Genomic DNA, 25,128 nt, shown 5'->3' on the forward strand with positions numbered 1-25,128 from the left:
ACCCGTAGGTGGTGCTTAATGAAGCAAGGCTTGCAGTTCAAATTTAGTCAGCAATTGTCGATGACACCGCAGTTGCAGCAAGCCATTCGTTTGTTGCAGTTGTCGAGCTTTGAACTACAACAAGAAGTCCAACAAGCACTCGAAGAAAATCCCCTGCTCGAACAAGAAGAGCATGAAGATCCATTGCGTGAACATGGTGAAGATAGCGTTGAAATAGGCGAAGAGTGGGACCAGAACTACACCGCCGAGCTACTTGGTGCGGTCGGTCAGCACGACGCCGAGCACGACGCTCTCACCTTTGGTTGCGGACAAGAAACGCTGCATGATCACCTGCGTTGGCAGTTACAACTCTCGCACATGACCGCCGTCGATGAGCAGGTGGGTCTCGCGATCATCGATGCCATTGATGACAACGGTTACTTGCAAGCGTCACTTGCCGACCTTACTGCAGCCCTCAATGCTCAGCTTGACGAACCGCTTGAAGAAGACGAAGTTGCGGTGGTGTTGAAGCGTATTCAGCACTTTGACCCAATTGGCGTTGGTGCACGTGATGTTAGCGAGTGCTTACTACTCCAGCTCCAGCAATTACCGGAAGCAACACCACATTTATCAGCTGCGCGAAAAGCAGTAGCAGAACACGTTGAACTGCTCGCTGCACGCGATTATCGCACGCTTTCTCGTCGTTTACGCCTGAACGAAACAGCCTTAGCCGAGGTCCTAACTCTTATACAGCATTTGCAACCACGCCCCGGCGATGGTTTTTCGGCAAACGATGACGCTTACGTGATTCCAGATGTTCTTGTGCGAAAGCAAAATAATCGTTGGATCGTTGAGCTAAATCCGCAAAGTTTGCCTAAACTAAAAGTAAACGACAGTTACGCTGCCCTACTAAAGGATACCCGAGCAAGCGACGACATGAGCTATATCCGTCATCACTTACAAGAAGCTAAATGGTTCATGCGCAGCATCGAGAGCCGCAACGAGACGCTACTGAAAGTTGCGAGTAGCATTGTGCAGCGCCAACAAGCGTTCTTCGAGCACGGTGAAGAAGCTATGAAACCGATGGTTCTCGCGGATATCGCCCAAGCCATTGAAATGCACGAATCCACTGTTTCACGTGTTACCTCCCAAAAGTATATGCATACGCCCCGAGGTGTGTTTGAATTGAAGTACTTCTTCTCAAGTCAGTTGAGCACTGATGCCGGGGGTGAATGCTCTTCAACTGCCATAAGGGCACTGCTGAAAAAGCTAGTTGCAGCCGAAAATCCGAAAAAGCCACTCAGTGATAATAAACTTACGCAACTGATGGCTGAACAAGGAATTCAGGTCGCTAGACGGACGATTGCGAAGTATCGCGAGGCACTCAATATTCCGCCTTCGAGCCAACGTAAACGTCTAATTTAAAACTTGGACAATAGAAGGAAGATGTTATGCAAATTAATCTGACTGGTCACCATATTGAAATTACTGATGCGCTACGAGACTATGTCGACGCTAAGTTTGCCAAGCTTGAGCGTCATTTTGACCATATCAACAATGTCCATGTGATTTTAAATGTTGAAAAGTTAACCCAAAAAGCGGAAGCTACGCTGCATGTAAACGGCGGTGAAATTTTCGCTGATTCAGAGCACCAAGATATGTACGCGGCGATCGACGGTCTAATTGATAAACTCGACCGCCAAGTGATTAAACACAAAGAAAAGATGAAACGTCACTAAATCATGGATTTATCCACTCTATTAAGCCCCGACTGCACCCGCTGTGCAGTCGCGGGCTCAAGCAAAAAGAAAGTCTTAGAACTGATCGGCCAACTGGCTGCGCCACGTCTTTCAGGAACCACAAGTTTCGATGTCTTCGAAAGCCTTCTCAATCGCGAACGCCTCGGTAGTACCGGTATTGGCTTAGGTGTCGCCATACCCCACGGTCGTTTGGGCACGGCGAACAAGCCTGTCGCAGTTTTGCTGACCCTCGAAGAACCGATAGACTTCGATGCTATCGATAATCAACCGGTGGATATTATCTTCGCATTGTTGGTGCCAGAAGAAGAGCATGAGCAACACTTGCAGACGCTTGCCGCTGTTGCGCAACGCCTGAACGAGAAGTCTTGCACGCGAGGGCTCCGCGACGCGAAAAGCGACCAAGAGCTCTACACTCTTTTTACCGACAAAGACTGTCCGTAGTTATGCAACTCATTATTGTTAGTGGCCGCTCCGGCTCCGGCAAAACCATTGCATTACGCGTGCTTGAAGACCTCGGCTTTTATTGCGTCGACAACCTTCCGATTATGCTATTGCCAACACTGGTGCATGCGATTCAAGACCAGTACGAAAGTGTTGCAGTCAGTGTCGATGTAAGAAACTTGCCCGCTTCGCACGATGATCTTAGCGATGCTCTCGATTTTTTACCTGACAAAATCAAGCCAGAGATCCTGTTTCTCGATTCTAACGATAAAGTATTGCTGCAGCGCTTCGGTGAAACCCGCCGCTTACACCCGTTGTCACGCAACGAAATGCCGCTCAACGAAGCCTTACAGACAGAATCACGACTACTTGAACCGCTTGCAGAAAGAGCGACGTGGCGCATTGAAAGTAGCGAATTAAGTGTCCACCAATTAAGTGAGCAAGTTAGTGAGCGGGTGCTCGGGCGTGCGGCATCGCGCCTTATCGTGGTCTTTCAGTCGTTTGGCTATAAGTACGGCTTACCACCGGATCTTGATTACGCGTTCGATGCCAGAATTTTGCCAAATCCGCACTGGGAACCTGAACTAAAGCCACTCACAGGTAGTGACCCTGCGGTGCAACATTTTTTTGCACAGCAGCCGTTAGTTACCAAGTTTATCCATCAAGTCGAAACGTTCCTCGAAACTTGGCTACCGTACTTTCAGCGTAGCAACCGTAGCTATCTCACCATTGGGATTGGCTGTACCGGCGGACAGCACCGCTCAGTTTACATCGCTGAACAACTTGCGGAGCGTTTTGCCGACCACGAATTCAAAGTACAACTTCGTCACCGTGAGAGCCAACGTCGCAAATGAGTCAAGAAGCCCGCAAGCCTGCAGTTATCAAGAACAAGCTCGGTCTGCACGCCCGCGCGGCAACCAAGCTGGTCAAGCTCACTCAACAATTTGATGCTAAGGTTGCGATCGTCCAAGATGGCCGTGAAGTCGACGCATCAAGTGTCATGTGCCTGTTGTTGCTAGCAAGCGGCCAAGGCAAAGAAATCGAAATCGTCGCGCGTGGCGCCGAAGCGCAAGCGGCCGTCGATGCGGTTGCTGAACTTATCGAAGCGCGTTTCGATGAAGATGCATAATTATCTTCGCTACTGACGAATTCCAAGAAATAAGATAAACTCCTCATATTCATAGGAGTTTTCATCATGCTTGCAGAAGTCGCTGAAAAAGAGTTTGCCGAACAACGGCTCCAGGATGTGACCGAAGCGCTAGCCCGTGGTATGTACGTGCAAGCGCGGCGGCAGCTGCATAATTTGCCGGCGTGGGATGTCGCACTCCTCTTAGAATCTTCACCACCTAAAGCGCGTGCCATCATCTGGCAACTCGTCGATGCCGACGAGCATGGTGATATTCTCGAAGAGCTCTCCGAAGAAGTTCAGAAGTCTGTTATCCGACAAATGGCGCCAGAAAAGCTGGCCGCCGCTACCGAAGGCATGGACACCGATGACCTTGCCTACGTTCTTCGTGGCCTTCCGGAACAGGTCTATCAAGAAGTTCTAAAATCGATGGACGAACAAGATCGTCATCGTGCCGAGAAAGCCCTCTCGTACGAAGACGAGACAGCCGGTTCGATGATGAACACCGATACCATCACCCTGCGCCCAGATGTGACGATCGATGTGGTCTTGCGTTATTTGCGCTTAAAAGGCGAGCTACCTGAAGCCACCGACAAACTCTACGTGGTAAGTCGAGACGACCAGTTTATCGGCGAGATCTCAATTTCACGCTTGGTTACCGTGGATCCAGCGAAACTAGTCAGCGATGTCATGGAAGCCGAGGTACAAAGTATTCCGGTCGATATGGACGAAACCGAAGTGGCCAAGCTGTTTGAGCGGCAAGACTGGATTTCCGCGCCAGTTGTCGACTCAGAGAATCATCTGCTCGGTCGTATCACCATCGATGACGTGGTTGATATCATTCGCGAAGACGCCCAGCACTCCATGCTGAGTATGGCCGGTCTTGACGACGACGAAGATACCTTCGCACCGGTCTGGAAAAGTACACGCCGCCGCTCCGTGTGGCTTGCGGTCAACTTGATCACGGCGTTGTTAGCCGCTGCAGTGAGCTCCATGTTTGAGGACATTCTTGCACAAATGGCGATTCTTGCGATCCTCAACACCATTGTACCAAGTATGGGTGGCATTGCTGGCTCGCAAACACTGACCTTGGTGATTCGCGGTATGGCACTGGGTCATATAGGGCCGAGTAACCAACGTTGGTTGATCGGTAAAGAGCTGGCCATCGGTGCGCTCAATGGGGTGATCTGGGCACTGCTAATTGCTGCTGTGGTCGCCTTGTGGAAGCAAGACCTCGTGATTGGCGGCATCATTGCTTTTGCCATGATGGCGAACTTACTTGCGGCAGGACTCGCCGGGGTCACGGTGCCTCTGATCTTGAAAAAATTCGACATCGACCCTGCCCTTGCAGGGGGCGTAATCCTTACCACCGTCACCGATGTAGTGGGTATTTTTGCCTTCCTTGGCACTGCAACCCTTTTGCTTGGCTAGGCGTGCTTAGTTGCCGGCTACGTGCATGTTTTCAAGTAGCACAGAGCCGGTTTGTACTCCATGACGCATGTCGGTGTCGTTACCAATCGCGACAATGGAGCGCAGCATATCTTGCAAGTTGCCAGCAATGGTAATCTCTTCTACTGGGTATTGGATTTCGCCATTCTCTACCCAAAAGCCGGCAGCACCACGTGAATAGTCGCCATTCACCAAATTCACACCCTGCCCCATGAGCTCAGTCACCAACAGGCCGGTGCCCATAGTACGGCACAAGTCAGCGAGACTTTGCTCGCTTTGCGACACCTGCCAGGTATGGATGCCACCCGCATGTCCGGTTGGCGTCATCTGCATTTTTCGCGCGGCGTAACTGGTCAACAGGTAGGTTTGCAACACGCCATTATCGACGATAGTACGGTTTTGCGTCGCAAGTCCCTCATGGTCGAACGGCGAACTTGCCAGTGCCCCCGGTAAATGAGGTGTTTCCTTGATCGTTAACCAATCGGGGAGTACTGCTTCACCAAGCTTGTCCAGCAAGAAGCTCGATTTACGATATAGATTGCCCCCGCTAATGGCCCCAACGAAGTGGCCAAACAGTGTGTTGGCGATATCAGCACGGAAAATCACCGGCACTTTGGCCGTATTGATTTTGCGCGCTCCAAGGCGTGCCAGGGTTTCCTGTGCAGCTTGTTCTGCAACTTGTTCAGGGGTATCCAGACCACCGGTCGCGCGCGCTACGGTATAGGCATAATCGCGCTGCATTGCATCGCCTTGCTTACCAATCAGCGAGCAACTCATGGCGTGCCGTGATTGCAGGTAACCTGCTAAAAAACCATGACTATTACCGTACACACGATAGCCCACATGACTGCTGTAGCTCGCGCCATCGGAATTGACGATGCGTTTATCGAGGCCCAGGGCATGACGTTCGCACTGCAACGCCTGCGCCAGCGCGTAGTCCGCTGATTGGTCACCCGGATGGCACAAATCCAGCTCTGGGATTTCGTTCGCCATTAGCTCTGCTGGGGCTAAGCCAGCAAACGGATCGGGGGAAGTATAACGAGCAATTTCCAGCGCTTTCTCTACACTGGCGCGAATTGCACCCGCAGATAAATCAGTGGTTGATGCTGAGCCCTTTTGTTGCCCTTTGTAAAGGGTTATGCCGAGCGCGCCATCTTTGTTGAACTCAACGGTTTCAACTTCACCTAGACGTGTTTCGACACTAATCCCGCGACTGCGGGTAAGCGCGCACTCCATCGCCGTAGCGCCAAGCGTTTCGCCGTAAGAAAGCGCATCTGCGACAGCTTGTTTCACATCGGCTAACTCGGTTTGTAACTCTGCTAATTCTGGTTTCAAACTAAACTCCATTGGTTGCTTGATGCGTTGCCTGTTAAACTATGTCGGTAGCACAGAGGACATACCATGCACGATAGTCACGACTTCGACCAAGACGACGATCAACTCGTCAGTAAATCTCAATTAAAACGTGAAGCAGAGGCCCAGCAAGCGCTGGGTAAGAAACTTGTCGACTTGCCCGCGGGCAAACTCGAGAAGATTCCGCTCGACGAAGCATTACTCGACGCCATTCAATTGGCGCAACGCATTCGCAATAAGCGCGAAGGCTTTCGTCGGCAACTGCAACACATTGGCAAAATGATGCGTAATCGCGACACGGCTCCAATTGAGCAAGCGTTGTACGAGCTCGAAAACGCACATCATGAGCAAAATGCTCTATTCCACCAACTCGAAAAGCAACGTGATGCTATTTTGGCTGAAGGCGACAGTGCTATCCAAGACTTCTTGGAGGACTATCCGCAAGCGGATCGACAGAAACTGCGTCAGCTCTATCGCCAGGCTCAAAAGCAACAGCAGCAAGGCAAACCACCCGCCGCTGCTCGTGAACTTTTCAAATACTTGCGTGAAGTGACCACCGCTTAGGCGGTGCCACCCACAGTCAGGGCATCCAGCTTCAAGGTTGGCTGCCCTACGCCTACCGGCACACTCTGGCCGTCTTTACCGCATACACCGACACCGGAATCAAGGGCCAGATCATTACCGACCATGGACACCTGACGCATTGCTTCGGGGCCGTTCCCGATCAACGTCGCGCCCTTCAGCGGTGCAGTAATTTTACCGTCCTCAATCAAGTAAGCCTCAGAAGCTGAGAACACAAACTTACCTGAGGTGATATCGACCTGTCCGCCGGCAAATTGTGGCGCATAAATACCGCGCTTCACACTACGAATAATGTCATCTGGACTCGCTTCACCACCCAGCATGTAGGTATTGGTCATGCGCGGCATCGGTAAATGTGCATAAGACTCACGACGACCATTGCCGGTCGGGGCAACACCCATCAAGCGAGCGTTCATCTTATCTTGCATATAGCCAACCAAACGGCCTTTCTCGATCAGCACATTATGGCCAGCCGGCGTGCCCTCATCATCAACTGTCAGTGAGCCACGGCGATCAGCTAAGGTCCCATCGTCGACGATAGTACACAGCTCAGAAGCGACCTGTTCTCCCATTTTGCCTGAGTATGCCGACGCTCCTTTGCGATTGAAGTCTCCTTCAAGCCCGTGCCCAACTGCTTCATGCAGCAACACGCCCGGCCAACCGGAACCCAGCACCACCGGCATGGTTCCCGCTGGAGCAGGTTGCGCTTCAAGGTTCACAAGCGCCTGACGCACTGCTTCTTTGGCGTAGCTTTGCCAACGCGGCAGCGTATCCGCCTGTTCGTTGGCAAAGAAATACTGGTAGTCGACCCGCGCACCACCCCCAGCACTACCGCGCTCACGGCGGCCGTTTTGCTCAGCTAATACCGTGCAATTGACGCGTACCAAAGGGCGAATATCGGTTGCTAAAGTCCCATCAGTGGCAATCACGAGGACTTCGTCATAACTACCGCTGACACTGGCAATCACTTCGACGATACGGCTGTCTAACGAGCGCGCATAGGCATCAATCTCGCGTAGTAGCGTGATCTTTGCGGCTTCGTCGAGGCTGTCAAGCGGATCCAAGCCGGCATAACGCGGCGCACCTTTTACTGTGCTTGCGATGGCAATTTTTTTATCATCACCAGCGGCGACGATACCGCGCGCCGCCGCAGCCGCCTGCTCGAGCGCCGCCGGCGTTACTTCGTCAGCGTAGGCAAAGCCAGTCTTATCTTCATGCAAAGCCCGTACGCCAAGCCCCGTTTCAATATGGAAACTCCCCGACTTGACGATACCGTCTTCGAGGACCCACGACTCATTGCGACTGTGCTGCAGGTAAATATCGGCATAGTCGATGGCTCCGCTGTAGAGCCCTGCTAAACGCTGCTGTAATGCTTCAAGATCTAGCTCATTCGCGGTCAATAAATTTGCAATGACCTGATTGTGTTCACTCATGAATAACCTTCTTACTGCGGGCAAAATGTTTTGCCACTGGAATATTGCTGCGGATCGACGTCAAACTCTCGAGATCGACATGCGTCGACGCTAAGCATGGGCTGGTCGCCCCATCACACTCACTAACTACGTTACCCCAAGCGTCAATGATCAGCGCGTGGCCATAGGTTTCGCGACCATTGGCATGCTCACCAACCTGTGCGCCAGCAACCACATAGCATTGCTGCTCAATCGCGCGAGCACGCGTCAGCACGTGCCAATGAGCATTGCCTGTCACCTTGGTAAAAGCTGAGGGTAACGCGATGATTTCTGCACCTTTACTGCGTAATGCCCGAAATAGCTCAGGAAACCGCACATCATAACATACCGCTAAACCCAGCGTGCCAAACTCTGTTTCGACAGTGACCACCTGCTCGCCGGCTTCGGTCCATTGTGACTCGCGATAGGTCTTGGTGTTGTCGGCGACATCCACATCGAATAGATGAATTTTATTGTAACGAGCTAGGCACTCTCCATCAGGGCCAAATAATAAAGACGCGGCGGAGAATTTTTCCGCCTTAGCATCGTCAATGATTGGCATGGTCCCGACCAGCAAGTAGATACCATGCTGGCGAGCAAGTTCAGCTAGGCGCCCTTGCAGCCCTTGCAGAGGGGCGGTAGGCTCATAAAGTTCGGCATAGCTGCGTTGCTTTTTGTCGCCCGCACCGAAACACAAACAGGCTTCGGGTAACACGACCAACTGCGGCCGTGCGGCCGGAAGCTGCTCAAGTAGTTGCTCAATTATTTTCAGGTTCTGCTGCGGCTCCGGCAGGCTGGTCATTTGTACCGCTGTCACTTGAACTTTCTTGTGCTGCTGCATTAGGCTCCTCCTGCGGTAATTGGTCAACCGGAATTGGCACTTCACGACTCGCCCGTGACACCTCTTCCACAACAGGCTCATCCATGGTTCCGGTAATCTTGTATTCTAGCCGACTTATGACTTGGGCATCTTGTAACATCCGATCAATCAGTAAGGCTGCAAGTCCCGACGGCGGGTTCACCATCCAAGCCAAAATAACCGGCAAACTCGAGGTAACTTTCGGCACAAAGAAAAGCTGATAATCAATGGCGCTGTTAACAAGGTTTGTGGTGCCGGTTATTTCCATATCGCCAGCCGAGCCGTTCATCCGTGCTTGCTCGGTATTAACTACGCCGTCATCGATGGCAAATTGCCCCGCAAACTCGGTAAAGAACATGCCATTGGCAAAAATATCGCGGAAATCAAATTGTAGCTTTCGCAAGATGCTCTCGAGGCTCAAAACTGAGAACAAGCGGGCTCCGCCATCACTGACATCATTTAAATAGCCTTGCCCGAGTCGCCAATTCATGGTGCCATCTAAACTCGCTACGTTAAAGGCATTTGGCGTGCCCTGCCAAGCCAACTCAAAGTCAAATTCGGCGGGGCTGTCTTGCACAATCGACGTTATGTCATAGTCGTTTAAGAAATTACCGAGATCTTCACTATTAAAGGTGCCGGTTACCGCGGTCACCGCGGCCTGTTCGGGTGTAGCTAAAAGCCAGCGTAGCTGTGCGTTCAATTCATGCTCGCCATTGCGCAAACGAATGTCGTCAATTTGCACCTCCTGCGTTGCAGGAATAAGGCGGAATGCGACTTCGCCCAGCGCATATTCACCATAGCTACAGCGCTTGCAGTTAAATTGAAACTCCGGCCAACGGCTAAAGTCTTGGCTTGTCTCGACCGCTTCTACCTCGGCGACGAGTTCATCGGCAACCTGCTCAGCGGCCACAGGTGCGGCCAGCTCCATAAAGTCTGCATTGATTTCCACGCGCTCGGCAAGATCACCATTGGCCGGCCAATAACTACCGCGCATGAGTGCTTCTTGCGCACGCCAGCTAAAACGCCATGTATCGATAATCGTCTCACCGCTAGGTTCTTCTTGCGGCCATAACACAATCGCATTGTCATGCATTCGGTGGTCGCCAAACGTTAACTCAGCCACCTGCACTTCAATAACATCCGGAATGGGTTCAGCGAACTCGCGCGATTCATTTTCTGCGCTTTCACCCGCACTCTGACCCGCACTTTGGCCTTCGCCCCACCATTGTTTGAGGTTGGCAATCGTATCCAGCCAAGCTGCTGCGTCTGCTTGCTCAAGCCCAACCTCAAGTGGAAATGTTGGATTGAGGCCGAGTAAATCGGGATTAGGTAATTCCCCGACCCGATCGCCGATACGTCCGTAGCCCTGTTGTAACACACTGGCGTCGCCATTGTACTGCAACTCAACCAAGCTATGTTCACCCAAGGTGCTATTGATGAGCAGGCTTTCGGGGCCGCCAGAAACCTGCAATTGCCAAGGCATAGTCGCGCCCTGTTCGAGGGCAAAAGGAGCTGGGAGTAATAGTTCAAGAGCATTGAGATCGGACTGCTGTTGCCAATGGAAGGAATACCCTCCGGCTTCTGGCAACGACAGCGCTAAACGCCCCTGCCAAGCAAACTCGCCCTGTACTAATAATGGGGTGGTCGGCTTTTGCTGACTTAACTCCGTCATCGGCCATAGCGCCTCAACACCGACCTGAACATGATAATCGTCTTCACGTGCTTGGCCACTGAGCGAAGCACTGACCGGAAGTTGTTGCCAGCGAAAGCTTAAATCTTCAGCCTCAATAACATCGTTGCGATAATGAATACGCCCCTGAACATCGCTAAACTGCTCGCCTAAGCTCGCCACATAGAGATCATTGTTTTGCAGATCCGCATAGCCTTCAGCGACCACCTGTTGGCTGTTATCCAGCGGAATGGTGAGTGCCAAGGTGCCATTCATGGGCCCTGAAAGTTGTACTTCGGCAAGCGTCGTGCCCAATGACTCCGCCAACGGACTTGCCGCAAACAATGGCTGCAGTCGTTGGCTGGGTCCAAACAGTTCGCCGTTAACGGTGAGAACCGCAGGCTTCGCCAAGATATCGGCAATAACGGTGTCGACTCGCGGTAAAGTGACGCCTTCGATGTTAGCGTCCGTGGTCAGAATATGCATGCGCTCATTGCCAAAATGCACGAACGCTTTGGCCTCGCTTACAACCGGCCAATTTGGCTGAAAGCGATACACCAGATCCGCAATCGAAGCTTGCGCACGGAAGACGCCAGTCTGCTGCTGGTAAGGGAAGTCCGCCAAAGAGCCTCGCCATACCATAGCTAAATCTGTTGCCGCACCTTCGAGCAGGGCTGTCTGTAGATAGTCATGCAGGTCAGCGCCCATAATTTGGGGTAGGTACTGACGTAATACATTGGCCGGAATCGGTTCGGCCGCAGCGCTCACGACTTTTGCGTCGATAGTTAACTCATCGGTATAGCGCAGGCGCGCTTGTGCACGCAGTGGTAGTCCGACTAAATCAATCCGACTACTGTCCGCAATGGATAGCTGCCAGGCGTTGGCGTCGGCACTAAAGTGGCCGTCCACGCTCAGTTGAGCAAACCGCCACGGTTGGCGATCATTTAGGTGAACGCTACTCATGGTGCTATCAGTGCCACGTAATGCCCACTGCGCCTTTCGATCTGTACCACGTACCTCGAGATTAACGCCGGTGACACCGGGAATGCCGGCGACGTCCTGCCATGCTATTTCGCTGCCTGAAAGTTGCCATTGCAACGGCTGTTTTAGGGTTTGCTCGACACGAACATCAACTGTACCGCTTAGCTCGGCCTCACTAAACGTATCAACCCATTCCTGGCCTTTGGTACCGGTCAGCGTGGCCAATTGCAACAGTGGCGCAAGCGGCAGTTCATCGGCACTTAAGGCATAATGCTCAGGCGTTTGCAGCCAACTTAGCGTCGGCACCGTCCAGGTCGTGTCATCTTGTACCACAGTGACTGGATTGTTATTCACTAACCAGCCGTTTTGATAGGGGCGTAATTTCAATAAGCCTTTCGGTACCACCAACTGATGCCGACGCTCGCCGACTTTCCAATGGAGCTCGTTGCGACCTAACTCAAGAATTCCATTGCGGAAGTCGCTGGCGGCGAAGTTGAGCCACATGGTGAAATTGAATTCCGCTTGAGAAATCTGCGCATCAACGACCTTCTGCTGCAAATAGCCAGCGATATCTAAGTTTTCTGCACGTACATAGATTTGCCCAGCGAGGTCACTCGGCTCGTTGCCCTCAATGTCGATAATGATATCGAGTGAATTTGAGGCAAGGTCGGCAAGTTTCAAACTACCGAAGCCTTGGTGCGAGCTGCCTTGGTTACCCCAACTAAGCCGTTCAATGTCAATGGCATGGCGCACGCCCAACAAATTAATCAACTCCAGGCGACTGTCTTCAATGGTAACTTGGTCTAACTGATTGAGAAAAAAGCGCGGCAGGGTGTCAGTCAGGTCGGCGTTATCACCCAACGAAGGGTTGCGCAGGTCATAGGTCAGTTGCAAATTCGCCAGCGTTACCTGCTCAAATTTTAGCGACCAAGTTCGCAGGCTTTGCCAGAAATTGAACACAACACGGGCTTCATTGAGCTGAAATTGTGTGGTTTCCCCGGCCAAACGTTGTACTTCGATATCCTGCAATATCAGTTGGGGACCGGCGCTGTTCCAGTCGGCGCCCAGCTGCCCGACAACGATCTCAGCCGCGTAATTATCGGCAAAAAAGCGTTCAACCTGAGTGGTAACATCAGGAAGTTGTGGCAAGAGATACCGCAACACGCTTAACAACACCGCAAACAACACGAGTGCTGTTGCAACGCTATAAAGCATGGTTCGATAAGCTACTTTGAGAGAGACTCGCCACATAGGCTTACAACACCTACTACATCATCACCACATCGAACTGCTCTTGATGATAGAGCGGCTCAACAGAAATTTTGACTTGCTTGCCGATGAAAACCTCGAGCTCGGCCAATGCATGCGACTCTTCGTTCATCAGCGCATCAGTGACAGTAGCTGAAGCATAAATGACGAAATGATCGGCAGCGTAGGCCCGATTAACGCGGACAATTTCGCGCATGATTTCGTAGCAGACCGTTTCAACCGTCTTCATGGTGCCACGGCCGTTACATACCGGGCACTCCGAACAAAGCACATGCTCTAAACTCTCGCGCGTGCGCTTACGCGTCATCTCCACTAAGCCAAGCGAAGTAAAGCCGTTTATGGACGTCTTCGCACGATCTTTCGCGAGTGCCTGCTCGAGACTGTGTAGCACGCGACGACGATGATCGGCGTTCTGCATGTCGATGAAATCAATAATGATAATACCGCCCAAGTTGCGTAGACGCAGTTGCCGTGCAATCGCTTGCGTGGCCTCGATATTGGTATTGAAAATAGTTTCCTCGAGGTTGCGGTGCCCGACAAAGCCTCCAGTATTGATATCAATGGTGGTCATCGCTTCTGTTTGATCGATGATAATCGAGCCACCCGACTTCAGTTCCACTTTCCGATCAAGCGCTCGCTGGACCTCATTTTCGACATCGAACATATCAAAAATAGGCCGTTCGCCAGCGTAGTATTCAAGTGCCGGCTCGAGTTCGGGAATGAATTCATGGACAAACTCTTGCAAGACTTCGAAGGTGATCTTTGAGTCAACGCGGATACGTTCAATTTCATCCCCCACAAAGTCACGCAGAATACGGCAGGAGAGATTCAGATCTTCATAAACAATACCGATTTTGCGCATCCCTTTGCGGCGCTTTTGTAAGGTATCCCAAAGACGCCGTAAAAAAGCTGCATCGCGACGCAGCTCGGTGTCACTTGCCCCTTCGGCTGCGGTACGGACAATAAAACCACCGTCATCATCACAATAGGGCTGCGCTGCCTGTTTCAAGCGTTCACGTTCACTCTCATCCTCGATACGCTGTGAGATTCCCACGTGCGGTGATTGCGGCATCAGCACCATATAGCGCGAAGGGATGGTGATATCGGTGGTCAGACGCGCGCCCTTAGTGCCCAGCGGATCTTTCACTACCTGCACTAAGATATGCTGCCCCGGACGTACCAGGGTTGCGATATCCGGCGCTAAGTCTGGACGCGGCGCGACGCCTTCGGCTGCTGATAACGGCGAGACAATGTCAGACGCGTGCAAAAACGCAGCCTTATCGAGCCCGATATCGACAAACGCCGCTTGCATCCCAGGTAGCACCCGAGCCACCTTACCGACATAAATATTCCCCACCAAGCCACGTTTGGCTTGGCGCTCGATATGAATCTCTTGCAAAATACCGTTTTCAATTAGCGCCACCCGTGTTTCGGTCGGGGTGACATTCATTAATATCTCAGCGCTCATTTCGCTTTACTCTCAACGGCTTGAATTAATTGTTCGGTTTCATATAACGGTAGTCCCACCACCGCTAAATAGCTACCTTCAATCCGTACAACAAATTTCGCAGCATGGCCTTGGATACCATAGCCACCAGCTTTGTCATGCGGCTCTCCAGTTGCCCAGTAGCTGGCAATTTCAGCATCACTCAGCGTCTTGAATTGCACCATTGTGGTGACCAATACGACGTCTGTTGCACCATTATGGTGCAATGCAACTGCCGTCATCGCTTCATGACGACGGCCCGAGAGCATCCGCATCATTGCCCTGAAATCGGTTGCATCAGCAGGCTTCTCTAACACTTGATCATCGCACACAACAATGGTGTCGGCGCCGAGTACCATAGCGTCGCCATCTACCATTGCAGCTCCGGCTTCGGCTTTGCTTTGCGCGAGGCGCTGTACATAAGCTGCCGGTGATTCGTGCGGCTGTTGTTGCTCAGGTACCTCGGGACGCACCACCGTAAAAGGTCGATCAAGCAATTGCAGTAGCTCATAACGACGTGGTGAGCCGGAGGCTAAAACCAGTTGCATAGCAAACTCCTGAGGGGATTAGCGGATCAAGTAGCGACGACGATAGCGGCGCAAAATCAAAAACAGCCATGGCCAAATAATGGCCGAAGACAGAACCGGATAAAGATACGGCAAATTGAACACAGCATCATTGAGCACGTGCTCTAGCTCGTAGACAATCACACGCTTCATAAGAATTAAGACAGCGACAATAATTAATTGTTGCGTCAGCGAGTAATTACGAATGCGCTGAAAATGACGCAAGGCTGGATACGCCATTACGACCAGTGCGATGGCATAGATGCCAAAAGTACTGCCCATCAAAATATCGGTCAGCAACCCCATCACGAGCACCGTACCGAAGCCGACGCGATGCGGAATGGCAATCAGCCAATACAACAAGACAAGACTTACCCAGTCGGGACGCCACGGCTCCAACACCGAAGGAATCGGCATGATGGTTAAGACCAACGCCAATAAGTAACTGAATAGCAATGGTAGCAGTCCAGACTTAACCCACATCGTTAACCTCACTGGCTTCCATGTCTTCCTCAAAAATCGGTTGCTCTTGGGCGTTCGCCGGCCATAACAGCAATAACGTGCGCACTCGATCCAGCTGAGCATATGGCGTGACAAAAACTTGTGCGTACTGCAAGCGCTCATCACGGTTAATTAGGTTAATCTCGGCGACAGGGTAGCCTTCCGGAAACACCCCACCCAGACCAGAGGAAACTAACACATCACCTTCTTGCAATTCGGCACTGTGCGGGATGAAATTCAATTCAAGTTGCGTCAATGAGCCTGTACCTTGGGCGATGACTCGAATGTCATTACGTTCGGCACGTAACGAAATGGCATGACTTTGGTCTGAAATGAGCAACACGCGCGCCGTATTGCGGGCCACACTGACCACCTGACCAACAATACCGCGGTTATCAAGCACGGGTTGCCCCTCGTAAACACCGCTTTGATAACCTTTGTTGATGACCACTTGATGAGAAAACGGATCGGTAGCGACCGATACCACCTCTGCCGCCATACGACGACTCGCTGCGCGAACTTCAGACCCTAAGAGCTGGCGTAAACGTGCATTCTCGTTCTCTAGAAAGTTGAGACGTTGCACCGCCATTTGCAGGCCTAACAACTCGTCGCGTAAACGTTGATTGTCTTCGCGCAGGGCCGAGCGCGTGGTAGCGAGATAAACCAAGCGGTCCATAACTTCTTCAGGAAGTACCGCGAGGTACTGTACCGGGGCTGTAGCGGTACTTAAAAACGAACGCACCGGCTGCATGGTTTGCAACCGGTGGTCGAGAAACATCAGCGCGCCAGCTACGATGAGCGCCAGTAGCAAGCGCGTGCGTAATGAAGGGCCGTGTTCAAACAGCGACTTCATGGCGTATTACTCATAACTGAACAGGTCACCGCCGTGCATATCGATCATTTCTAATGCTTTACCGCCACCGCGCGCCACACACGTCAGTGGATCATCGGCGATAATCACCGGAATTCCAGTCTCTTCAATCAACAAGCGGTCGAGATCACGTAACAACGCGCCACCGCCGGTCAGCACCATACCGCGCTCTGAGATATCTGAAGCCAACTCTGGCGGCGATTGTTCCAGCGCAACCATGACGGCACTCACGATCCCCATCAATGGCTCTTGCAAGGCTTCGAGAATTTCGTTGCTGTTCAAGGTGAACGAACGCGGCACACCCTCTGCAAGGTTACGACCACGCACTTCAATTTCGCGGACTTCGTCACCTGGGAATGCCGAACCAATTTCGTGTTTGATGCGCTCAGCAGTCGCTTCACCAATCAGTGAGCCGAAGTTTCGACGAATGTAATTGACGATTGCTTCATCAAATTTGTCACCACCGATGCGTACCGAAGATGAGTACACCACACCGTTCAATGAGATAATCGCAACTTCGGTCGTACCACCACCGATATCGACAACCATTGAACCGGTGGCTTCGGATACTGGTAAGCCAGCGCCAATCGCGGCGGCCATTGGCTCATCAATCAAATACACTTCGCGTGCGCCAGCACCGAGTGCTGATTCGCGAATCGCACGACGCTCCACTTGTGTTGAACCACAAGGCACACATACCAAGACACGCGGGCTTGGACGAAAATAATGGCTATCATGAACTTTTTTGATGAAGTGCTGAAGCATCTTCTCAGTCACATAAAAGTCGGCGATAACGCCGTCTTTCATCGGGCGAATTGCTTTTATGTTACCCGGCGTACGACCAAGCATTTGTTTCGCTTGATGACCGACCGCTGCGACGCTTTTCGGGCCGCCTGACTTTTCTTGACGAATCGCCACCACCGACGGCTCGTTAAGCACGATGCCTTCGTCTTTCACGTAAATTAGTGTATTTGCTGTACCCAAATCGATGGAGAGATCGTTTGAGAAAATTCCGCGCAATTTCTTAAACATCAGGGGTGTTCCCGTAAACTTTGCAAGGTGGATAATCTAACCGCGTAACTTTACCAAGCGACACCAAGGCGGGCAAGCGACTAATTACATGCGCCTTTGCGAATATAGCCTTGGCTTTGCACACAAACGGTTTTGCTGTTCGGTCCTGTCAATGTAATCTCGACCGCACTTTGCCCACAAAGTTCAGGCGTGCTGGTACTATGATTTGTTGAAACTGGACAACCCAAACTATTGAAACGCAGACCATTACTAATGTTTGCAAGGCTCGCGTTGACACTTAAACCATTTACATTCGGTACTGCAATGACGCGCTCGGCTGATACCGCAGCACCACATAGGGAAGGTGTTATTTGTGTCGCTTGAAAATTAACGCCATAACACGCTTGTGTAGCGTCTTGCATTGCCCGTTGCTGCGTCAACCGTAAGGCACTGATCAGTTCAGCTTGAAACGTTTGTTGTTCAAAGCCCCCGCGATTTAAGAACGCCGGCGCTGCAGTCACCGAGATAACGCCAATAATGATGATAACAATTAGTAACTCTACAAGCGTCATTGCTTGCATAGATTTAACACTATTGTTAGGCAGCCTTATAGTGACGTCACGCATGGTAAAGTCATCGGTCTCTGTCATTGATTTAATAATATGCAGTGTAAAGTAATTTCGTATACTATGGAACGTATTAAAAAAGTTATAAATTCAGAACGACAAAGGTTTTCATGCTTACTCCGAAAGCAGTCGCCCACGCACAGCGCAACAGTGGATTTTCACTGATTGAACTCATTATTGGCATCGTGACCCTCGCGATTGCCTTAACGCTAGTCTTTACACTCCTCTATCCTCAGGCATTTCGGAGTGCTGAGCCGGTGCTGCAATTACGTGCGGCAACGCTTGGACAAGCTCTCATGGACGAAGTTATCGCCAAGTCTTTCGACGAGCAAAGTTCACGTAGTGGTGGTTTGCAGCGTTGTGATGGCGTGGGCGGTCCTAGCTGTACCAATGCGAGTAACTTCGGCCCAGAAGGTGAGACACGCACGACCTTTGACGATGTCGACGACTATCACCTGTTGCAAGTCACCTTCCCACAGCTTGCCAACGCTGAGGGCGACAATCTCTCGGTACGTTATCCGAACTTCGGTTTTGCAGTCGACGTCTGTTACAGCGACGCGGTTGGCTCTTGTACGGCGAGTCGCACCGCCTTTAAACGCGTTTTGATTACCGTGACGACACCGCTCGGGCAGGATTTCGATTTTTCCATCATTAAGGGGAATTATTGATGGGACAACGACGTACAAATGGCTTTACTCTAATCGAGCTCATTATCGTGATGGTCATCCTTGCGATCTTGGGCGTCTTTAGTTTTGCCTACGTGACTTTCGGCGCGCGTATATTTGCCGACACCTCAGCGCGGCAGCAATTGGTAGCCGAATCACGTTTCGCCATCGAGCGCTTGACCCGTGAGTTAAAGTATATCGTGCCACGTTCGGCGCGGGTAAGTAATGGCTGCATCGAGTTCGTTCCTCTACTAGCCAGCAGTCGTTACCTTGAACTACCACTGACCAGTACCGGCGCCAGTGACGACTTTGTTGCCATCGCGCCGCAAGCGCAGAGCAGCCTCGTCGGGCAATGGTTGTTTGTTTACCCTACGCAACCTCAGCATGTCTACGCTTTGACCAGTGCACGGCGCCAACAAATCCAAAGCAGCAGCGCTGTCAGTGGCCAACCCAACCTAATTGAAATAACTTTCAACGGTGCTAACGCCGAATTCAGTCAACAAAGTCCTGGACGACGCTACTATGTAGGTTCAAGCCCCATTAGTTGGTGTTATGATGCAGCCAATGCGCAACTCCTTCGCTTTGAAAACTATGGCATCATTGCCACACAACCCAATCATACAACCTTGCTCGGCACTGCCGGCAGTGCTGAAGTCATGTTAAATGGATTAGTCAACGACTTGGGAGCAGGCCAATTCCCCTTTACGGTGAGCCCCGCATCGCTGCAGCGCAATAGCCTGATCTTATTCGACTGGTCACTGCTTAGCCCAAGCGGAGAACGCATGCAAATCAACCATGAGGTTCATCTCCCCAATGTGCCCTAGGACAGCTCTAACATTACCAACTCGGCAGCGCGGTGCGGCACTTGTTATCGCGATCTTCGTGATCGTAGTGCTGGCACTGATTGGCCTCACGGTGGTGAAGCTTATCCGCGATAGCAGCGATAGCACGATAACAGAGGTTTACGGAACACGTACCGAGGCGGCAGCTCGGAGTGCTGCGGAAGTTTTTTTAACCCAGTTATTTCCTTTGACCAGCAATACAGCAAACAGCAGTTTGTGCCCAGCTCGCGTCAACAGCGTCCCGCAAAGTCTTGTACTACAGCAAAACTTGAATGCTGTCGGCCTCGACCGTTGCACAATCAACGTCTACTGTGACCGACTGAGTCTAACAGCGCCTTATGCTGGCGACCATTATCGCATTCTCGCGCAAGCGCAATGCAACGCAGGTGATTTTGTCTTTTCGCGACAGCTTTTATTGGAGGCAAGCGATGGCATTGACTAGATATCTTCTCGTAGCCCTCGTTCTCTTTAGCTCTCATGCTATGGCGGCCACCTATGACTTGCGAAAAAACCTGCCGCCGGGATGCTCGCAACAAGGGAATAACCCTGCTCAATGCCCAAACGGCTTGACGCTCGGCTGGAATGACGTGCTGGTATTCGACAAAATTTCCGAGGTAAATGTAACAGGGAACGTGCAACTACAAAATGCACAAGTTTTTATTGGTGCCAGCACCCCATTGACCATTAATGCGTCTGGATCGATTCAAAGTGATTCCGGTATGAACCTATACGGCAACTTAAATGCTACGGGCTCGATTACTTTGGGGTATGCCAATCAAGTTGAAGGCAATATCACCAGCCAAAACCAAATCACTTTAGCAGATAGTGTCAATGTCATCGGTGCGCTCTCTGCCCCGCAACTCAGTCTGACCTCCAATAATTCCGTCACAGGTACACTCACTGCAGACCAGGCTAATATTGGCTCAAATAGCGACATAAATGGCGACATATTCGTCGACAATGACCTAACTCTGCAAAGTGGTAGTTCGATTACAGGAAGTATCAACGCTGGCGACTTCAACACAAATTCTCCGGTCGACCTCAGCGGCCCTATCAATGTGATAAATGACTTCTTTCTGGCAAGCGGCAGTAATGTCGACGGTGACATCACTGCCGGAGCTGTGACCCTCGCATCGTCTAATAGCCTGGTGCAAGGCAATATCAGTGCCAGCGGTGATGTCATCCTTGGTTCGAGCACTACCGTCGACGGCAACGTGGCCGGTAGTTTTATTCGCCTCATTTCGAGTAATGCCAGTATCACTGGTAACGCCACGGCAGCGGGAAACATTGTTATCGAATGGGCTGGGCAAATAGGTGGCGACGCCACCGCCGTAAATATCACCAACAATGCTGGCAGCACGTCGTCGGTGGCGGGGACAGCCTATTGTGAAACATCGGACGGCGATAACCCTCTCGACTGCCAGACTGGTGCTGGTGGCGGTAGCGGCGTGAACCAATGCGATGCGCTAAATAACCTTGCAGATTACGGCTTCGTTGGCGAAACTGGATTTGAGTACGGCAATAACTCGGAAATTAATGGCACTAATATTACGGACCCAAATAATACCGATGGCAATACACCTACACCCACTGGTGTTGTCGAAGATGCTGCCGTCACCTTCCCACCGTTAACACCGAACGCTTTTCCAGCTTTTAGCGGCGGTAGCTCGCAAACTAATCCAAACGGTCTTGCGCCTGATACCTATGCAACGATTGCGCTTAGTGGCAACAATGCGACCGCGTCATTAACTGGCGGCGGGACTTATTTCATCGATGCAATTACCTTTGGCCCACAAACGCAGACCCTTACTTTAGGGCCTGGCGATTACTTCGTGCGCTCCATTAGCATGAATAACGACTCGAGCATCGAGATCAACCCTACGGGACAAGTGCGGATCTTTATTCAGGACGCCCTAACAGGCGGAAACAATCTCTTTTTCAATAGCAACGGCGCGGTGCAAAACCTAGTCATCAATTTATACGCCGGTGCCGAATTTGAGATAGGTAACTTCAATCAAGCTAGCTCTACCTACACTTTTAACGGCATACTTTACGCGCCATACAGCGATAACACGATTGAATTTGGTAACAATACCAATTTACAAGGTGCGGTTCTCACTGCGGGTACCCTTGATATCGGCAATAATACTGAGATTAACTATTCCGATGCAGTACAGGACGCGGTGCGTGAAGGGTTTGGTTGCGACACTGAAGTTACTGATATCCACCACTACCGAATTCAGCACCCACTGTCGGTAGTTAGTTGTTTGGCCGCACCCGTGCGGGTGATCGCCTGCTTAGATGCAAGTTGCGCTAGTCGTTACACTGACACTGCGAGTGTGACTTTAGCCAGTTCTGCCAATGCCAGTTCGTTCGAAAATGGCGGTGCGCTCAGCTTTACTGGCGGCGAAGGTCTGCTTGGCTTGAGTTACGTCGACGGCGGCACCACCACCATTAGCTTAAACAATGCCGCCCCAGCAGCGCTTAATGCAACCGAGTGTTATGACAGCGCTGGCAGCACAGCGACCAATTGCGCAATAGAGTTTTCGACGGCAGGGCTTATTTTTACTGCTGCTGATGGTATCAGCCCTATCCCACCAAGCTTTGCGGGTAATAATTTCAATGCTGCTGTTCGCGCAGTAGAGACCAATACGCAAACCGGCGCTTGTGAAGCTCGTTTAACAGGAGCGCAAACGCTTGAGTTGGCAGCATCGTGTCGCAATCCCCTGACCTGCCAAGTAGGTCAGTCGTTCGCCGCAAATGGTACCCCAGTTCCGTTGAACGATGCCGCGGCGATGCTTACTTACAATGCTATACCGGTTACTTTTGATAGCAATGGCAGTGCGCCACTCACGCTCAACTATTCCGATGTTGGCGCCATGCGCTTGCACGGTCAGGTAGGACTGAGTGAGTCACCAAATAACACGGAGCCGACGATCAACGATCCAAGCGTCACACTTAGCGGTACCAGCTTAAATGATTTCGTCGTCAAACCACATACGCTGAGCGCCATCGCCGTTGACGCAGCTGATCAACCTGTCAGCGCAACGACGAACAGTGGTGCGGCCTTTGCTAGCGCCGGCGCAAACTTCTCACTGGTGGTGAGCTCCCGCAATGCCAATGGCGACCCCACACCTAATTTTGGTCGTGAAGTGCCAAACAGTGAAGTACAAACCAGCTATGTACAGACCATCTACCCCACAAATGCAAGTGCTCCAGCGAGTGACTATATCGGTGATCAGGGCTTCGTGCTTGACCCGAACCGTCTCGGCAGCCTGCGAACCGATAGTGCACGCTGGTTAGATGTGGGAACCATAGAGGTCGCACCTGCATTGAGTAACAATAGTTACCTGGGTGCCGGTGACGTTGCGGTCAAGCAGAACACTACCGTCGGTCGCTTTGCTCCGTTTAGGTTTGCTATCGACAGTTCTGCAGTGACAAATAGTTGTGTGCCCGGCGATTACTCTTACATGTCCGAACCCGCGCTCAACGTCATTTACCAACTTTACGCAGTCGATAGCGATGGGAATGTTACCGAAAACTATAGCGCTGCGGATTATGTGGGTACGGCTCAGGTAGACATCGTCGCGGCGAACCTCTCCCCTGCAGATAATTCGAGTGACCGTTTCGCCGATCGACTTATCAACTTGCCAACGCAGCAAAGCTGGTCTGCCGGCATACTTAATTTCACTACGGGGATTGCTGGCTTTGCTCGCCATCCTGACGGCATCGTTGATGGACCTTTCGCTAATTTGCAACTGGGCTTGCAGATAACAAGCGAAATCGATAATCGAAACTTTTCCGCAAGTGACCTCGACCTAAGCACAGTCAGTGGCGATGCAGCATCACTCAACGGTATGTTGCAGTTGCGCTATGGTCGTTTTGTCATTGAGAACACCTATGGACCTGAAACTGAAGACCTAAGCGTGCCCTTACGCGCCGAATTCTTTGACGGAAGCCGCTTCATTACTCACGTAGCAGATAGCTGCACCACGGCTCAGGTGAGCGCTCTTGCGGTTCTTAGTGACCCAGCAAGCCTGACTCCAAGTGCGACCGGCAGTGATACCCCACTGGTTGATGGTGTCGTGCCCTTTAATGCTCTACGTTGGCAGGCAACGGGAACGGGCAATGTCGGCGAGTTTATCTATGAATATGACGCGCCAGCATGGTTAGAGTTTAATTGGCTCGACGACTCAGGTAGTAGCTATCAAGACCCGCGCGGCATTGCGGGATTTGGGCAATATAGGGGCAACAACCGCGTGCTGTTCTGGAAAGAATTGCAGTAATAGCTAACTAATAAAAAAGGGCGCGATGCGCCCTTTTTTGTTGCACTGAAATCAGCTTAACAGCCTGAAGTGTCAACCGTCACACTTGCCGGTGTAGAAGCGTCAGTAGCTTCGGTATAGACCACAGCACAAGTTGCATTAACTGTTGCGCCTGGTGTGAAGCTGATCACGTTTGGCGTCGCACCAGTTGCACTGCTTGCCCAGTCAGTACCTAAACCAGCTGCGGCCGCGATCCCCCCAGTAGTAGCACTAGCAGCTTCCGCTGCTGGGTAGCCATAAATAATATCGATGGTATCGTTTTCAGTCACGACGGTGCCTGTCGCCGCTGCGTCTGAGCCATCAATCAATGATTTGGCATAAACCAATTGCATCGCGCCTTGGATAGAAGCCTGTGCACCTTTCACGGTTGATTCACGTGCGTCTGACTGAAAGTTGATAAATTGTGGCGCTGCCGTAACCGCTAGGATACCTAGTACAACGATCACAATAATTAATTCGATTAAGGTAAAACCCTTTTGTTGTTTCATAACAATGTTCTCCATCTAAAAACTTAAGCAACCGCGCACAGTCACCATTGAGTCGTCAGTCCCACTTGTTAGACTAGGACAGCTTCCACTTGCCTAGCTTAACAAATCCCCTAACGTTATTGCTATCCGAAAGTCCTGACCTAGCTGCTTTTCGGATAATACGCCTACCTGAAACGAGTAACCACTCCAGATAGCTCGCATGCTGTTCCTAGTGTTAAGCGTAACACTAGTTATTGCTAAAAATACTTACCCCACCCGTTCTCGGGTTATACACAAACACGTTGCCGATACTCAAATAATCGTTACCACTTGGCGCTTGCGCGCGGCCCTGGATGGTACTTGCTAAATAATATACACAAATATCATTGGTGCCGTTATTTTCACGCGTAACGTAATAGCGATTTTCCGCTAATAAGCCATAACTCGTGGTCGCTGTTGGTGCCCCCTGCAAAACCGCTTGCATAATCGTGCGGCAATCTTCTGCCGCCATATTCTGATCATGCGCTTCACTGTTATTATTGCCGCTAACCGGGTACCCCGTGTTGCCATCGACATTCACCGGTACTCCGTCCATGATAACCACAGCCCCAGAGCCATCTGGATTACCTTGCGGTCGACCGCGCAGTTCCCACTCCGCACGGACCAAACTCACCGCACTCGCGAAACCACCGGCAACGCCTTCAACTGCGGCATCTTCAGCATCAGCACTCACACGCGTGAAGCGCGGAATCGCAGAGGCAGCGAGTAACCCCAGAATGACAATAACAATAATCAATTCAATAAGGGTGAAACCGCGTTGCTTGAATTGTTCAGGGTACATAATTATTT

At 51.4% G+C, this 25,128-nt stretch carries 23 protein-coding genes; 11 read left to right on the forward strand and 12 right to left on the reverse strand.

Features of this window, described 5'->3' with window-relative positions:
- Positions 1–18 precede the first annotated feature (18 nt).
- The 6 genes from CWE21_RS03615 (at position 19) to mgtE (ending at position 4,737) form a co-directional block, all read left to right on the forward strand.
- A complete protein-coding gene (locus CWE21_RS03615; RefSeq protein WP_126833104.1) occupies positions 19–1,404 on the forward strand; it encodes an RNA polymerase factor sigma-54 in 1,386 nt (461 codons plus the stop codon).
- A 26-nt stretch (positions 1,405–1,430) separates the two neighbouring features.
- The gene (gene hpf, locus CWE21_RS03620) at positions 1,431–1,718 is read left to right on the forward strand and encodes a ribosome hibernation promoting factor (RefSeq protein WP_126833105.1); all 288 of its coding nucleotides are present in this window, start codon (positions 1,431–1,433) and stop codon (positions 1,716–1,718) included.
- A gap of 3 nt (positions 1,719–1,721) precedes the next feature.
- Positions 1,722–2,180 carry a PTS IIA-like nitrogen regulatory protein PtsN gene (gene ptsN / locus CWE21_RS03625; RefSeq protein WP_126833106.1) on the forward strand — a complete coding sequence of 153 codons (459 nt, stop codon included), beginning with the start codon at positions 1,722–1,724 and terminating at the stop codon, positions 2,178–2,180.
- A gap of 2 nt (positions 2,181–2,182) precedes the next feature.
- Positions 2,183–3,034 (forward strand): RNase adapter RapZ, encoded by an 852-nt coding sequence (gene rapZ / locus CWE21_RS03630; RefSeq protein ID WP_126833107.1) that lies wholly within the window; start codon positions 2,183–2,185, stop codon positions 3,032–3,034.
- Positions 3,031–3,309 carry an HPr family phosphocarrier protein gene (locus CWE21_RS03635; RefSeq protein ID WP_126833108.1) on the forward strand — a complete coding sequence of 93 codons (279 nt, stop codon included), beginning with the start codon at positions 3,031–3,033 and terminating at the stop codon, positions 3,307–3,309. The genes rapZ and CWE21_RS03635 overlap by 4 nt, the downstream gene beginning before the upstream one ends.
- 66 nt (positions 3,310–3,375) lie before the next feature.
- The gene (gene mgtE / locus CWE21_RS03640) at positions 3,376–4,737 is read left to right on the forward strand and encodes a magnesium transporter (protein WP_126833109.1); all 1,362 of its coding nucleotides are present in this window, start codon (positions 3,376–3,378) and stop codon (positions 4,735–4,737) included.
- Between the two features lie 6 nt (positions 4,738–4,743).
- Here mgtE and pmbA read toward each other — a convergent pair whose 3' ends face one another.
- Entirely contained in the window at positions 4,744–6,090 is a 1,347-nt protein-coding gene (gene pmbA / locus CWE21_RS03645; RefSeq protein WP_126833110.1) for a metalloprotease PmbA, read from the reverse strand.
- A gap of 66 nt (positions 6,091–6,156) precedes the next feature.
- On the opposite strand from pmbA, the gene yjgA reads away from it, so the two are divergent.
- Positions 6,157–6,672, forward strand: coding sequence for a ribosome biogenesis factor YjgA (gene yjgA, locus CWE21_RS03650; protein WP_126833111.1), 516 nt, complete (start codon positions 6,157–6,159; stop codon positions 6,670–6,672).
- Here yjgA and tldD read toward each other — a convergent pair.
- The 9 genes from tldD to CWE21_RS03695 form a co-directional block, all read right to left on the reverse strand.
- Positions 6,669–8,123 carry a metalloprotease TldD gene (tldD, locus tag CWE21_RS03655; protein WP_126833112.1) on the reverse strand — a complete coding sequence of 485 codons (1,455 nt, stop codon included), beginning with the start codon at positions 8,121–8,123 and terminating at the stop codon, positions 6,669–6,671. The two genes, yjgA and tldD, sit on opposite strands and share 4 nt — an antisense overlap.
- Positions 8,116–8,982: a carbon-nitrogen hydrolase family protein gene (locus CWE21_RS03660; protein WP_241970213.1), complete on the reverse strand. Its 867-nt coding sequence runs from the start codon at positions 8,980–8,982 to the stop codon at positions 8,116–8,118. The genes tldD and CWE21_RS03660 overlap by 8 nt, the downstream gene beginning before the upstream one ends.
- Positions 8,900–12,901: a YhdP family protein gene (locus tag CWE21_RS03665; RefSeq protein ID WP_126833113.1), complete on the reverse strand. Its 4,002-nt coding sequence runs from the start codon at positions 12,899–12,901 to the stop codon at positions 8,900–8,902. Before CWE21_RS03665 ends, CWE21_RS03660 begins: the two co-directional genes overlap by 83 nt.
- Positions 12,902–12,917: 16 nt before the next feature.
- Entirely contained in the window at positions 12,918–14,387 is a 1,470-nt protein-coding gene (gene rng, locus CWE21_RS03670) for a ribonuclease G (protein ID WP_126833114.1), read from the reverse strand.
- The gene (locus tag CWE21_RS03675; protein WP_126833115.1) at positions 14,384–14,953 is read right to left on the reverse strand and encodes a Maf family protein; all 570 of its coding nucleotides are present in this window, start codon (positions 14,951–14,953) and stop codon (positions 14,384–14,386) included. The genes rng and CWE21_RS03675 overlap by 4 nt, the downstream gene beginning before the upstream one ends.
- An 18-nt stretch (positions 14,954–14,971) precedes the next feature.
- Positions 14,972–15,454 carry a rod shape-determining protein MreD gene (gene mreD / locus CWE21_RS03680; protein WP_126833116.1) on the reverse strand — a complete coding sequence of 161 codons (483 nt, stop codon included), beginning with the start codon at positions 15,452–15,454 and terminating at the stop codon, positions 14,972–14,974.
- Entirely contained in the window at positions 15,444–16,325 is an 882-nt protein-coding gene (gene mreC / locus CWE21_RS03685; RefSeq protein WP_126833117.1) for a rod shape-determining protein MreC, read from the reverse strand. The genes mreD and mreC overlap by 11 nt, the downstream gene beginning before the upstream one ends.
- A 6-nt stretch (positions 16,326–16,331) precedes the next feature.
- Positions 16,332–17,375, reverse strand: coding sequence for a rod shape-determining protein (locus CWE21_RS03690; protein ID WP_126833118.1), 1,044 nt, complete (start codon positions 17,373–17,375; stop codon positions 16,332–16,334).
- Between the two features lie 80 nt (positions 17,376–17,455).
- A complete protein-coding gene (locus tag CWE21_RS03695) occupies positions 17,456–17,935 on the reverse strand; it encodes a prepilin-type N-terminal cleavage/methylation domain-containing protein (RefSeq protein ID WP_157982724.1) in 480 nt (159 codons plus the stop codon).
- A gap of 155 nt (positions 17,936–18,090) precedes the next feature.
- Between CWE21_RS03695 and CWE21_RS03700 the strand changes: the two genes are divergently transcribed.
- Genes CWE21_RS03700 through CWE21_RS03715 form a run of 4 tightly spaced genes read left to right on the forward strand, consistent with a single transcriptional unit; the run spans position 18,091 to position 23,773 of the window.
- The gene (locus CWE21_RS03700) at positions 18,091–18,648 is read left to right on the forward strand and encodes a type IV pilus modification PilV family protein (protein WP_126833120.1); all 558 of its coding nucleotides are present in this window, start codon (positions 18,091–18,093) and stop codon (positions 18,646–18,648) included.
- Complete coding sequence (locus CWE21_RS03705; protein ID WP_126833121.1) at positions 18,648–19,469, forward strand: PulJ/GspJ family protein; 822 nt, start codon at positions 18,648–18,650, stop codon at positions 19,467–19,469. The genes CWE21_RS03700 and CWE21_RS03705 overlap by 1 nt, the downstream gene beginning before the upstream one ends.
- Positions 19,459–19,929 carry a type II secretory pathway component gene (locus CWE21_RS03710; protein ID WP_126833122.1) on the forward strand — a complete coding sequence of 157 codons (471 nt, stop codon included), beginning with the start codon at positions 19,459–19,461 and terminating at the stop codon, positions 19,927–19,929. The genes CWE21_RS03705 and CWE21_RS03710 overlap by 11 nt, the downstream gene beginning before the upstream one ends.
- A complete protein-coding gene (locus CWE21_RS03715; RefSeq protein WP_157982725.1) occupies positions 19,916–23,773 on the forward strand; it encodes a DUF6701 domain-containing protein in 3,858 nt (1,285 codons plus the stop codon). Before CWE21_RS03710 ends, CWE21_RS03715 begins: the two co-directional genes overlap by 14 nt.
- Before the next feature lie 56 nt (positions 23,774–23,829).
- Here the strand turns inward: CWE21_RS03715 and CWE21_RS13540 are convergent, their stop codons facing one another.
- A complete protein-coding gene (locus CWE21_RS13540; RefSeq protein ID WP_126833124.1) occupies positions 23,830–24,300 on the reverse strand; it encodes a prepilin-type N-terminal cleavage/methylation domain-containing protein in 471 nt (156 codons plus the stop codon).
- Between the two features lie 226 nt (positions 24,301–24,526).
- On the reverse strand, positions 24,527–25,120 hold the full coding sequence (locus tag CWE21_RS03725) for a prepilin-type N-terminal cleavage/methylation domain-containing protein (protein ID WP_126833125.1): 594 nt from the start codon (positions 25,118–25,120) through the stop codon (positions 24,527–24,529).
- Positions 25,121–25,128: the final 8 nt, after the last annotated feature.

This window comes from Pseudidiomarina aquimaris (genome assembly GCF_003987395.1).
Lineage (GTDB): Bacteria > Pseudomonadota > Gammaproteobacteria > Enterobacterales > Alteromonadaceae > Pseudidiomarina > Pseudidiomarina aquimaris.